The following is a 13883-nucleotide window of genomic DNA, read 5'->3' as shown; positions in this document are numbered from 1 at the left end:
GCTTTTTTATTATTTCTGCCACTGATAAATTACAGCTTCATATGGTCTTAAATGACCTTTTGTCAAATCTGTTATCGTATCTTCATAATTACTGATTAAGATTTTTCCTGTGCCTTCTAAGTTAAAATCGACTTCTTTATCATAAAAATTACATATTATAAGCCAAGTTTTATCTTCGTATTTTCTTGTATAAGCAAAAATATTTTTATCTTCGGCTAATAATAAATCATATTCACCATAAATCATAATAGGATTTTCTTTACGCATCTTAATCAATTTTTGATAACAATAAAAAATTGAATTCTTATCGGCTAAAGCTTTTTCTACATTTACGTCTATATAATTGCGATTTACTCTATACCATGGTTTAACTTTGCTAAAACCAGCATTTACATCACTATTCCACTGCATAGGAGTTCTTGCATTATCTCTAGCTTTAGCACGCAAAGATTTTAAGATTTCTTCTTTAAGTATATTATTAGCCATTCTTTCTTTATATGCATTCACAGATTCAATATCGGCAAAATCAGCTAAATCATTAAACTCAATATTGGTCATGCCGATTTCTTCGCCTTGATAAATATATGGTGTTCCCTGCATACCATGAAGTAATATTGCCAACATTTTCGCAGACTGCACGTGATATTCTTTGTCATTACCCCAACGAGATACAATTCTTGGTAAATCATGATTATTCCAAAATAAACTATTCCAACCTTTGCCATTTAATTCTTTTTGCCACTTAGTAAATACTTTTTTCAACTCAATTAAATCAAGCTTTTTCAAATTCCATTTATCCGAGCCTTCTTGGTCAAGCATAATATGTTCAAATTGAAATACCATACTCAATTCATGTCTATCTGGACTGGAAAATAACTGTGCTATCTGCGGATTTGCACCCCAACATTCACCCACAGTCAATAAATCTTTGTCTTGCAAAGTTTCTCTATGCATTTCTTGAATATATTCATGTAATTTAGGTCCATTCTCTTTGATTTTTAAATCTGGAACTTTGCCAATCATATCGATGACGTCCATTCTAAAACCACCAACACCTAAATCAATCCAAAAATTCGTCATCTGCCAAATATCTTTGCGCATATCTTTATTTTCCCAATTTAAATCTGGCTGTTTCTTACTAAAAAAATGCAAATAATACTCTTGAGAAGCTTCATCATATTCCCACGCCGAACCACCAAAACAAGATAATAAATCATTTGGTGGATTATTTTTTTCACCTTTTCGCCAAATATAATAATCACGATATTTGCTATTTTTATTTGTTTTTGCTTCTATAAACCATTTATGTTCATCTGAAGTATGATTTACCACTAAATCCATGATTATTTTTATATTATGTGCTTTAGCTTCTTTCAATAAAGCTTTCATCTCGTCTAATGTCCCAAATTCTGGAGAAATATCATAATAATCGGAGATATCATAACCATTATCATCATTAGGTGAACAATATACAGGGCTTAACCAAATCACTTCTATACCTAATTTTTCCAAATAATCCAATTTAGAGCGAATACCATTGATATCACCAATGCCATCATTATTGCTATCACAAAAACTACGAGGATAAATTTGATAAACAACAGATTTTTGCCACCATTTTGTTTCCATAAAAATCACCTTTTATTATTTATTTGTTTTATTATATTATAATATTATAAGACTAAATTAAATTTGAGGTTAATTATTATGGAAAATTCTCATGTACTCCAAATAACAGAACGCCATTTTTCTGATTTATACTTATGTTTTTGTGGCTTAGCTAAATGTGAACCTAATCACAGCTTTGGCCCTGGTATCCGCGATAATTATATCATTCACTATATAACTAAAGGCAAAGGAAAATATTATGTAAATAACGCTTGCTATGAATTATCTCAAGGTCAAGGATTTTTAGTTGAACCTCATTTGCAAGTATTTTATCAAGCTGATAAAGATGACCCATGGCAATATCTTTGGATTGGTTTTAATGGCACTAAAGCTATTCAATATTTAAATGATATTGGTCTTAGTTCCAATCATCTAACATTTCAATGTAATTATAGTGAAGAATTAAAACAAATTGTGCATAATATGTTAAAAAATAATAACTTTGCCACAAGCAATCAATTTTTGCTCGAAAGTCTATTATATTCTTTCTTCTCTATCTTAAGTAAAGATATAAAAACCATATTGCCGACTAATGACAACAATAATCTATATGTAAAAAAAGCCATTGAATTTATCGAAAATAACTACACTAATAATTTAAAAATCACTGATATTGCTAAATATGTTTGCATCACTAGAAATTACCTCTATTTATTATTTCGCAAACATTTAAATATTTCTCCCCAAGAATATTTAGCTAATTATCGCATAACTCGTGCTGAACAATTATTAAATACAACTACGCTATCCATTGAAACTATTTCTAATTCTTGTGGCTATCAAGACCCTTTAGTATTTGCTAAAGCCTTTAAAGCCAAAAAAGGTTTTACACCTTCACAGTATCGCAAAAGTTTTTCTCCTAAAATATCTTTTAATAAACCTGTAAATAGAATGAAATAAAAACTATAAGTATTACTCTTATAGTTTTTATTTAACATTTAAACTGATTTACTTAACAACGCCATCTTTATTTTCATAAAATTCTCATATATAATAATTTATAGATATTAATTACGAAAAGCCATAAATTCATATATTTATAAAGGAGCGTTTTTTAAGATGCAAATTTTATTTAATGAACAAAGCCGTACTTTTCATTTAACTAATGATAAAATTAGTTACATTATGACTGTACTTCCTAATGGTCATCTAAGCCAAGTATATTTTGGTAAAAAAGTACATGACAAAGCAGATTTTTCCTATTTAATTCAATCTTGTGCTCGTCCAACAACTTCCTATATTTCTGAAGAATTCCATAATATTATATCTTTGAGCCATATTCGTCAAGAATATCCTGTTTATGGTACTTCTGATTATCGTCAGCCTGCTATTGAAATTTGCCAGACAAACGGTAGTAAAATTTCTGACTTCCATTATCAAAGTCATTCTATCAGCAAAGGTAAACCAAAACTTGAAAATTTACCTGCTACTTACACAGAAAATGATGATGAAGCTCTCACTTTAACTATTCATTTACAAGACCCTGTAACTTTAGTTGAAATAGATTTACTCTATACTATTTTTGCTCAAAATGGCATTATCGCTCGCAGTGCTAAAATCTATAATCAGGGTAAAGATGATGTTCATTTAACAACAGCTATGAGCCTTTGTCTTGATTTACCTGATTGCGATTATGAATGGCTTCAATTCTCTGGTACATGGTCTAGAGAACGTCATTTAAAAGTGCGTAAATTAGAACAGGGTATCACTGCTATTAATTCCACTCGTGGTCATTCTTCCCATGAACATAATCCATTTATTATTTTAAAACGACCTACTACAGATGAGAATAAAGGGGAAGCTATTGGCTTTAGCTTAATCTATAGCGGTAACTTCTTAGCTCAAGCAGAAGTTGATACTCATGATGTTACACGCGTTTTAATGGGTATTAATCCAACTACATTTGATTGGAAATTAGAACCAAACACATCTTTCCAAACTCCAGAAGCAGTAATGATTTATACTGATGATGGCTTAAATAATTTAAGTCAATCTTTCCATAAATTATTCCAAAAACGCCTTGCTCGTGGCTATTGGAGAGATAAAGCTAGACCTATTTTAATCAATAACTGGGAAGCTACTTATTTCGATTTCAACGAAGATAAACTCGTAACTATCGCTAGCAAAGCTAAAGAATGTGGCGTAGAATTATTCGTATTAGATGATGGCTGGTTTGGCAAACGTACTTCCGATTATGCAGGTCTTGGCGATTGGTATCCAAATACTGACCGCTTACCAAATGGCATCAAAGGTCTTGCAGAAAGAATTGAAAATCTCGGCATGAAATTCGGTCTTTGGATTGAACCAGAAATGACTAATATGGACTCTGACCTCTATCGCAATCATCCAGATTGGATTTTACATGTACCTGGCAGACACTCTTCTGAATGTCGTCATCAATATGTTCTCGATTATTCTCGTAAAGAAGTAGTAGATTATATTTATAATTTACTTGCTAAAATCTTACGTGAAGCTAAAATTTCCTATATTAAATGGGATATGAACCGCAGTATTACAGAATGTTACTCTGTAGCTTATCCTGCTGATAGACAAGGAGAAATCTTCCATCGTCATATCTTAGGTGTTTACGATTTATATGAACGCTTAACTTCTGAATTCCCTCATATTCTCTTTGAATCTTGTGCTAGTGGTGGTGCTAGATTTGATCCAGGTCTTTTATATTATGCTCCACAAGGCTGGGCAAGTGATGACTCTGATGCTATAGAACGTTTAAAAATCCAATATGGTACATCTTTTGCTTACCCTATCAGCTCTATCGGCAGTCATGTTTCTGTTACTCCTAACCATCAAGTATATCGCTTAACACCTCTTCATACTAGAGCAAACGTTGCTTACTTTGGTACTTTTGGCTATGAGCTTGATTTAAATAAATTAACTCCAGCTGAACAAGAAGAAGTAAAAGAACAAATTAAATTCATGAAAGAATATCGTGAAGTTTTCCAATTTGGCACATTCTATCGTTTGAGCAGTCCTTTTGAAAATAATGTAACTGCTTGGATGGTAGTAAGCGAAGATAAAGAAACTGCTATTGTTGGTTGGTATCGTGTATTAAATGGTATAAATTTACCATATAGCAGAATTTATCTCCAAGGTTTAAATCCAGATTTCTGCTATCAGCAAAGCATTGATGGTAAATCTTATTTCGGTGATGAACTCATGAATATTGGTCTTGTAATTGATGACCCAAGCGCAGGTCAACCATATGGCGATATGGCTACAAGCTGTGATTTCGATTCTAAAATCTATGTATTAAAAGCTATAAAATAATAATTTAAATTTAGGCTAATTAGTGAATATAATTTATTCCTAATTAGCCTTTTTACATAAAAAAATGAATTTATGTTATACTAAAAATAATTATTTGTCTGTTCATTTTTCTTTTATGCAAAGCTACTTATTTACTGTTCTTTAATGGGCAAAGAACAGTAAATAAAGAAAGTCTACCGCAAATAAAATTACTGGATATTATTCGAGTAAATTATAAAATTACTGATAACAACTATTAATTTATTATTGACTCCAATAATAATAAAATTCCCCACATTTTAGCATCTTTTTACGGTAGCCGTAGGTTATTGGTAAAGAGCAAATTGTGGCTACGTTTTTAATTTAGCGGTTTGAGCATAGCGAGTTTAAAAATTGTAGACATTTTTTGCTTTTTGCCAAAGTAAAAAGTGCGGTAGCAGGTAGTGCTTTCTTTTTGGTTCATTTTTCTTTACACCAGTAAAGAAAAATGAATGTAAAACAATAATTTAAAGGATTAAAGGATTTATATTATGGATAAAAATACTATTATTAATCAATTATTTGCTAACTATCCTCATTTTTTTGCTTCTGAAAAAAAAATAGCTGATTATATCATAAAATACCATACAAAAGTCGTTAATATGACTATCAAGGAATTAGCTAAAGCCTGTGGTGCTAGTGAAGCTACTATTTCTAGATTTTGTCGTAAATGTGATGTTAAAAGTTTTCATCATCTAAAAATTGAATTGGCTAGAGAACGTATAGAAACTGATACATCTATAAAAGTTTCTAATAATATTACTAGAGATAATATTTCACAATCTCTACAAAATATTTTAGCTAATAAAATTGCTGAAATATCGGCAACTATCAATATGATTGATACTAATACCTTAGATAAAATTATTTCAGCTATACAATCTGCTAAAAGAGTACAAATTATAGCTGTCGGCAATACTATACCAGTTGCGTTAGATGGTGCTTTCAAATTTAATGAAATCGGCATTCCCACTGTAGCTGGTTCTATTTGGGAAACACAAGCTTCTTATAGTTTAAATCTAACTAAAAAAGATGTCCTAATTGCTATCTCTAATTCTGGTGAGTCAAGTAAGATATATACTATTGTAGATTTAGCTAATAAACGGAAAGTAACTACTATTGGCATTACTAATAATAAAAACTCTGCTATTGGTAAGATAGTAAAATATCATTTGCAAACTGCTACTCGTGAAAAACTTTTTCTTGATGAATTTTATTTTTCTCGTATTTCAGCTTCTACTATAATTGAAATTCTCTATCTATTTTTGACTTTAGAACAAAAAGACTGTTATAAACGACTTAGTCAATGTGAAGAAATTTTCGCTGATGAAAAACTTTAAAGAAAATATTTTTCATATAAATATTATTGACAAAATAAAATCATCATGATATATTCAACTCAATAAAGAAAATATTTTTCATTATATTGTTTTATTAAGAAAATAAATTTATATAAATTAAGGAGATGTTTTTTATGTCTAAAGAAAAAAACTTAAATTGGGCAGTTCTTGGTACTGGTGTAATTGCCAATGAAATGGCTCAAGCGCTACAAAACATGGGCAAAAAATTATATGCTGTTGGCAATCGTACACATAGTAAAGCCATCGATTTTGCTAAAAAATATGACATCGAAAAAGTTTACGATGATTTTCAAGATATCTTCACTGACCCTGATGTAGATATTATTTATTTGACAACTCCACATAATACACATTATCCATTCATGAAAAAAGCTTTAGAAAATCACAAACATTTATTTGTAGAAAAGTCCATTACTTTAAATAGTCGTGAATTAAATGAATGTGTTAAACTCGCTCAAGAAAATAATTTAATTTTAGCTGAAGCTATGACTATTTGGCATATGCCTATTTATAAACAATTATGGGAAATGATACATAATAATGAATTTGGTAAAGTACAGATGATTACTGTAAACTTTGGTAGTTTCAAAGATTATGATATGACTAATAGATTTTTCAATAAAAATTTAGCTGGTGGTGCTTTGCTTGATATCGGTGTATACGCTCTTAGTCTCACACGCAGTTTTATGCAAAGTAAACCAACAAAAATTTTAAGTCAAATGCTTCCTGCACCTACTGGCGTTGATGAGCAAGCTACTATTTTATTGATGAATGAAGATAATCAGATGGCAACAATCGCTTTATCACTTCATTCTAAACAACCAAAACGAGCTATGATTAGCTGTGAAAAAGCTTATATTGAAATCATGGAATTCCCTCGTGCTAATAAAGCAGTAATTACAGATGCTGTTACAGGCGAAAAACAAGAAATCATCGTAGGTGATACGAAGAAAGCACTTCAATATGAAATGGAAGATATGGAAAAAGCCATTTTAGAAGAAGAAACTGATCTTTTACAATTTACTTATACTCAAGATGTTATGGATATCATGACTAAATTGCGCCGTGAATGGAATTTAGTTTATCCAGAAGAAATGTAATATTTTTATCAAAAAGTCTTAAATATTTCATCAAAATAAAAGAGGTTCTATGTCTACATTTGCTAGTGATACATCAAAACGCAGTTTAAAAAACTGGATTATTGCACTTAGTATTTTATTACTTGGTTTAATCATTGCCCATTTGGGGATTTCTTTATTTTTATTATCCGAGCTTGGTACTGATACCTTCACTGTATTTATTCAAGGACTTGCTCGAACATTTAATCTATCTGTTGGTACTTTTCACGTCATTGTCTTATGTATCTTATTGGTCGTTATGCTTCTAACTACTAAAGGATATGTAAAACCTGGTACTATTTTATGTGCTTTTTGTGGTGGCCCAATCATTGATTTTTTCACATGGCTTTTAGGTGATTTTATCAATGCTGATTCCACTTTGCCATGGCGTATTTTAGGTATGATTTTAGGATGCGTTATCTTATCTATCGGCATGTCCATAGTCATCAAAAGCAACGCTGGTACTGGCCCTAATGATTTAATAGCCATTATCTTAACTGATAAATTACAAAAATTTCAATTCCGTTGGGTACGTATGACTTGTGATTTATTTTTTGTTATTTTAGGCTATATCTTAGGTGGTACTGTTGGTATAGGTACAGTCATAGCTGCTTTTTTAACTGGCCCACTTGTGCAATTTTGGCTTCCTAAAAGCGAATTTTTAATTAAACAAGTTCTAAAAGAATAAAATTTAAAGTCTATAGCTTTTGCTATAGACTTTTATTTTGGCTAAAATTCTTTTTATCATATTCATAATCTCTAATTAAATCTATCATTACTTTCATCGAAGCAGTAACCCATTTATGTTTATGATAAATTAATTGTCGCCAGACCTTAAAAACTTCTGGAATATTGATTTTCACTAATCGCTGTTCTTCTAACTGTCTTTTTATCGTAAATTCTGGCAAAAAAGAAATGCCTGCATTTTTCTCTACCAAAGATTTTAAAATCTCTACATTTCCCAATTCCAAGAAAGGATTTATCTCCAAAGATTTAGAAGCTAAATATTCTTCTAAATGTCTACGATAACTCATATCTTTTTCTGTGAGTAAAAAATCTTCGCCTAATAAATCTTCTATTAAGCAATTTTTTCCTGCTAATCTATGTTTAGGACTAGCTACAAAAAATACTTCTTCTTTTTTCTCCATCACAGTAACTATTTCTGAGGAATAAATTCTTTTATCTAAAGTATAAACCAAGTCTGCTTCATTATGCCTTAATTTATGAAATAAACTATCTGTACCAGCTGTATATAAAGTTACCTTTATCTTAGGGTATAGTTGATGAAATCGTTCTAATATCTCAGGGAAAAAAGTATTAGCGATAGATTCTGCCATAGCTATTCTGAGTTCACCTGTTTCTATCGGTAAATTTTTCAATGTTTTTTTGGCATCTTCACTAGTTCTGATGATTTCATGAGCGTATTTTAAAAATTCTTGACCTGCATTAGTCAAGCGCACTGTTTTATTAATTCTTTCAAATAATAAAATATCTAATTCTTCTTCTAATTTTTGAATTTGTGCTGTAACAGTTGATTGTGAATAATTTAATAAAATTGCTGCTTTAGAAAAACTGCATTGTTCTGCTACGTATAAAAAAGTTTTTAAATTTCTTAATTCCATTATTATATTTATTGCTCCTTATTATCTATCGAAAAAACTGAATTATATTATAGAAATTATCGTTTTTACAAATATTATGTGCACAAGTTATAATTATAAATGATTTTTCTTAATAATTCTATAAAGGAGTTTTTTTATGGATAATATACATCAAAATGGAGGATTTAAAAGTAGTACAGGTTTTATCCTCGCTTGTATCGGTTCAGCTGTAGGTATGGGAACAATTTGGATGTTTCCTTATCGCTTAGGCGAATATGGTGGCGGTGCTTTTTTAATTCCTTATATTTTATTTTCTATCTTATTTGGACTTGTTGGTTTATCCGCTGAATTTGCTATTGGTCGCCGTGCTAAAACAGGTACATTAGGTGCTTATGAATATTGCTGGAGCAAAATCAAACAATCAAAATTAGGCTATTGCCTCGGCTGGATACCTCTTTTAGGCTCACTTGGTATAGCTATCGGATATGCAATCATCATCGGTTGGGTACTCAGAGCTTTATGGTGGTCTATCACTGGTGAAATGCTATCTGGTCATCATGAAGTATTCTTACAAGAAGTTACTGGAGAATTCGGCAGTGTATTTTGGCATACTCTCGTTATTGTAATGACAGCTTTAATTTTAATGTTTGGTTCTACATCAGGAATTGAAAAAGTAAATAAAATTTTAATGCCTTTATTCTTTATTTTATTTTTAATTTTAGCTATTCGCGTATACTTTTTACCTAATTCCGGTGCAGGATATGAGTTTTTATTTACGCCAAATTGGGAACAATTAGGACATATTGAAACATGGGTTATGGCAATGGGACAAGCTTTCTTCTCTCTATCAATCACAGGTTCAGGTATGATTGTCTATGGTACATACTTACCAAAAACTGAAGATATTCCTAAAGCTTCCATTCGCACAACTTTCTTTAATACTATAGCTGCTCTACTTGCTGCTTTTGCTATCATTCCTGCCGTTTTTGCTTTCAATATTGCACCAAATGCAGGTCCAACACTTATGTTTATCACCCTTCCAAATATTTTTGCCCAAATGCCATTTGGTCAATTATTTGCTATATTATTCTTCGTTTCTGTAGCTTTCGCAGGTATTACAAGTCTATTAAATATGTTTGAAGCAGTAAGTGAATCATGGCAAACAAGATTTAATCTTTCTCGCAAAACAGCCGTTACACTTTGTTCTATCATTGCTTTATTTATCGGCGTATTCATTGAAGCTGAACCAAAATTCGGCCCTTGGATGGATATTGTAACTATCTATATTGTTCCATTTGGAGCTGTTTTAGGTGCATTTTCTATTTATTATATTTTAGGTTACAAAGAAATCCGCCAAGAATTAGAACTTGCTAGAAAGCCTCTCGGTGCTTACTTTGGAATTACAGCTAAATATATCTATGTACCATTAACAATTATAATTTTTGTCCTCGGAATTATTTACGGTGGTATCTAAAATAAAAGAGTCAATAAGCAAAAAACTTATTGACTCTTTTTTATGGATAAAATTATTAAAATGAAGGGTAGCTACTTTATTTTTCATCAATTGCTATTTTAGCATTTGCATGAAATTCTTCTGTTATTTCTTCTTTATCTGCATAATTTTGTTTTCTTGAACCATACATGACAAAATACATAACTAGACAAATAACAGACATCACACCAGTTAACATATATAAACCTTCAAAGCCAAGCATTGGTCTTAATACACCGAGAATATAAGGGCTAACGCCAAGGCCTAAATCCAAAGCTACAAAATATGTGGAAATAGCGACACCTACACGATGATTTGGTGTTAATTTTATACAAACGGCTTGACCATTAGACATAAATGTACCATATCCTAAACCTACAAATACACCAGCTAATAATAACATCCAAGCAGTTTGTGTACCACTTAATAAGAATAAACCTATTGCTAAGCAGACAAAGCAAGGATACATAACATAATTTTCACCTTTGGCATCAAAAATAATACCAGTTATAGGGCGAGATATAGTGATTACTACAGCATAGACAACAAAGAAGAAAGTACCTGCTTCTACTAAATGAATTTCTTGTGAATAAGCTGCTAAAAAGCTCAATACACTTGCATAACAAAAAGCAACCCAAAAACCTATGAAGGAAATTACAGATACTTTGCTTTCTACAAAATTATTTATAGAGATTTTGCGAAGTTTAGCTTTTTCATCTGGAGAAAGTTCAAGCTCTTTGATATTGAGGAAGAAACAACCTATTACACATAAAACAATTAAACCTACACATAATTCAATGATAGCTGCAAAAGAAGTTCGTGTCATCATGAACATGCCAATAAATGGGCCAACAGCGGCAGCTACACTTGTAGATAAACCATAATAATTTATGCCTTCACCTTTACGTGAAAGAGGTATACAGCTAGCAATAATTGTGCTTGTCGCTGTGGAAACTACACCATAGGCAAAGCCATTTGCTAAACGAATAATATACATTATCATTAAATTTGGTATATAAAAATAAAAAATAGTAGTTATCAAATATAAAGCCATACCAGTATACAGCATTTTCTTTCTACCAAATAATTCAATTTGTTGTCCTGCCAATAATCTAGCAATCAAAGTACCGACAATATAGATACCAGAAGCAAGACCTGCTTCAGCTAGACTAGCATTTAAATCATTTTTAGCAATGACAGCAATTATTACCATCAATAAATAATAAATCAAATAAACTAAAAAATTAATACCAGTGTCCAAAAGAAAATCCTTTGTCCACAAACGTTCTTTAGAAGAACTACTCATGCTCTCATCTCCAAAATCTTAATTAAAGGATAGTTCATATTGTATACATGTGTTTTACATTTGTATAGCTTAAGATATTAATGAGAGTCATCAATTATTTTTATCTAAAATTAATCAAAATTTATCTATTTTGCTGATATAAATCCAAAATATAATCCACAAAAATCTCCATACTTTTAATTTTAGGATTTTCATGTTTATACAATAAATACGAAGAAAAATTAAGTGGTTCTAATAACTCATAATAGTCATTTGTAATCCCTATTTCCTGTAAAAGACGCTTTGATATCAATGTTGCTACTTTGTTATGCTTACAATAATGAATGATAGCGTATGGTGTAGATAATCTAGCATCAATATGTGGATGTATTTTTAATTTGACAAAATAATCCTCTAAGGCATTTGTCATAAAATAATCTGGCGAATGTGTAACTAATGGATATCTTTGTATAATATCAGCTGTTATTTTATCTTGCGTAAAATCCAAACATGGTGCATAATAAACAAACTCATCTTTGCAGAATAATTTCTTTTCACAGCCATCTACATGCATTTGAGGCAATAAAAAAGTAGAAGCAATATCAATTTGACCACTATCTAATTTTTTTAACATGGATTTTGCTTCTAGATTATATACATTAAAGCAGATATTATTATCATTATGTTGTTTAAAATAGCTGATATGTCTATTCATTAAAATATCTCCCATAGACATCAAAGCACCTATATTAATATATACTGCTTTTCCTGCAAATTTTTGTAATTCATCAATAGCTTCATCTAATTCATCAATTATCGGTATGATTTTTTGCAGAAAAAATTCGCCTTCTCTAGTTAAATCACTGCCACGATTAGAGCGAGTTATCAACTGTATATTGAGCATTTCCTCTAATTTTTTCATTTGAAAACTAAATGCTGATTGAGTTATATTTGCTCTATGTGCTGCAGTTGCAAAATTGCGCACTTTTCCATAGATAATAAAATTTTCTAATTGTTGAATGCTAGGTCTTTCCTGCATATTGCCACCTCACGTTAAAATTTTATCTTCTATTATATACTATATTGGTATAACATCAAATAAGAAACTAAAAAAAGCAAAGTGATACTATTGTTTATATTATCCTTTGCTTTTTTTATTAAATTTTATTTATTTTTCATTATATACGTTTAGATAAATTTTTCCATGTAGTTTTAGTTAAAAAACTTTCTTCTACCTGTGCTTCTAATTGTAAATAGCGATAATATGGCATACTAAATGACAAAATATCTTTATCTATACATTTTCTAGCTGACGGGTCAGTCAATCCAATCGTACACTTTATACTATTTTCTTCAAAATGTTTTAAAGCAAATAAAATGGATTGTGCGCAACCTGCTCCAAATCTTAACTCCACATTATCCTGAGTATCTTGGTCATAATTTGCTAAGACTGTAAGTGCTGATAATTGGTCAGCATTTACTAAAAACACAATAATTTCTGGTTGATTTTCATCTGTTACCAATTCTAATGGCTTGAAAACTACATATTTTTTAGAATTTATTTTTGGTACATTCACAATAAAATTTCTTGCAAGTTCAGGATTTTTCTTATAACATTCTCCTTCTCTGCCATCATTTGCTCCTGTAGATAAAAAATATTCTATATATCCTAAATCATATGCCTTTAATCCAAGACCTGCTCTACCACCCATACAAGCAGTTGTAGCTTGTGAAAAAATCGCTGTTTTGCCTTTAGAAGCTGCATTTAACATAGCTATCACACAGCCCCAAACACCTTCTTTAAATTGCAGTGCATTATTTTCTTTTATATCCGTTCTATATACTGCAATCGGTTGATTTTTTAATTTTATCGCTTTCGCTATTTTACTATCCATTATTTTTCACCTCGCTAAAATTTATCTTCTATCTAAAATTATACTATGAATAATAGAAAAAATAATAAAAAAAGCAGTTTTTTTATGACTAAATACTCAAATGAATTTAAAGTTAAAGCAATTAAAATGGTTTTAAAAGGAAATTCTATTTCTCATG

At 30.5% G+C, this 13883-nt stretch carries 11 protein-coding genes; 6 read left to right on the top strand and 5 right to left on the bottom strand.

Going from position 1 to position 13883, the window contains the following annotated elements:
• Positions 1–9: 9 nt before the first annotated feature.
• Positions 10–1629, bottom strand: coding sequence for a glycoside hydrolase family 13 protein (locus AC5LAX_RS02315; RefSeq protein WP_117584922.1), 1620 nt, complete (start codon positions 1627–1629; stop codon positions 10–12).
• Between the two features lie 78 nt (positions 1630–1707).
• Here AC5LAX_RS02315 and AC5LAX_RS02310 point away from each other — a divergent pair, with 78 nt between their 5' ends.
• From AC5LAX_RS02310 to AC5LAX_RS02290, 5 genes are all read left to right on the top strand, one after another.
• Positions 1708–2568, top strand: a complete 861-nt coding sequence (locus AC5LAX_RS02310) for an AraC family transcriptional regulator (protein ID WP_008538563.1) — start codon at positions 1708–1710, stop codon at positions 2566–2568.
• Positions 2569–2727: 159 nt separating this feature from the next.
• Positions 2728–4956 carry an alpha-galactosidase gene (locus AC5LAX_RS02305; protein ID WP_117584921.1) on the top strand — a complete coding sequence of 743 codons (2229 nt, stop codon included), beginning with the start codon at positions 2728–2730 and terminating at the stop codon, positions 4954–4956.
• A gap of 509 nt (positions 4957–5465) precedes the next feature.
• Positions 5466–6314, top strand: coding sequence for a MurR/RpiR family transcriptional regulator (locus AC5LAX_RS02300; protein WP_117584920.1), 849 nt, complete (start codon positions 5466–5468; stop codon positions 6312–6314).
• Positions 6315–6448: 134 nt separating this feature from the next.
• Entirely contained in the window at positions 6449–7435 is a 987-nt protein-coding gene (locus AC5LAX_RS02295) for a Gfo/Idh/MocA family protein (protein WP_117584919.1), read from the top strand.
• Between the two features lie 49 nt (positions 7436–7484).
• Positions 7485–8141 carry a YczE/YyaS/YitT family protein gene (locus tag AC5LAX_RS02290; protein ID WP_075555256.1) on the top strand — a complete coding sequence of 219 codons (657 nt, stop codon included), beginning with the start codon at positions 7485–7487 and terminating at the stop codon, positions 8139–8141.
• Positions 8142–8163: 22 nt separating this feature from the next.
• On the opposite strand, the gene AC5LAX_RS02285 is transcribed toward AC5LAX_RS02290, so the two are convergent.
• The gene (locus AC5LAX_RS02285; RefSeq protein WP_117584918.1) at positions 8164–9075 is read right to left on the bottom strand and encodes a LysR family transcriptional regulator; all 912 of its coding nucleotides are present in this window, start codon (positions 9073–9075) and stop codon (positions 8164–8166) included.
• A gap of 136 nt (positions 9076–9211) precedes the next feature.
• Here AC5LAX_RS02285 and AC5LAX_RS02280 point away from each other — a divergent pair, with 136 nt between their 5' ends.
• Positions 9212–10528, top strand: a complete 1317-nt coding sequence (locus AC5LAX_RS02280) for a sodium-dependent transporter (RefSeq protein WP_008538569.1) — start codon at positions 9212–9214, stop codon at positions 10526–10528.
• Between the two features lie 76 nt (positions 10529–10604).
• On the opposite strand, the gene AC5LAX_RS02275 is transcribed toward AC5LAX_RS02280, so the two are convergent.
• The 3 genes from AC5LAX_RS02275 to AC5LAX_RS02265 all read right to left on the bottom strand — a co-directional run bounded on the left by AC5LAX_RS02275 (position 10605) and on the right by AC5LAX_RS02265 (position 13726).
• Positions 10605–11852: an MFS transporter gene (locus tag AC5LAX_RS02275; RefSeq protein ID WP_288908854.1), complete on the bottom strand. Its 1248-nt coding sequence runs from the start codon at positions 11850–11852 to the stop codon at positions 10605–10607.
• A gap of 121 nt (positions 11853–11973) precedes the next feature.
• Positions 11974–12870 carry a LysR family transcriptional regulator gene (locus AC5LAX_RS02270; RefSeq protein WP_167625465.1) on the bottom strand — a complete coding sequence of 299 codons (897 nt, stop codon included), beginning with the start codon at positions 12868–12870 and terminating at the stop codon, positions 11974–11976.
• Positions 12871–13009: 139 nt separating this feature from the next.
• The gene (locus AC5LAX_RS02265) at positions 13010–13726 is read right to left on the bottom strand and encodes a DUF169 domain-containing protein (protein WP_288908853.1); all 717 of its coding nucleotides are present in this window, start codon (positions 13724–13726) and stop codon (positions 13010–13012) included.
• Between the last annotated feature and the right edge of the window lie 157 nt (positions 13727–13883).

The sequence above is a fragment of the Megamonas sp. genome, assembly GCF_986095205.1.
This window is presented reverse-complemented; position numbering and strand designations above follow the sequence as displayed.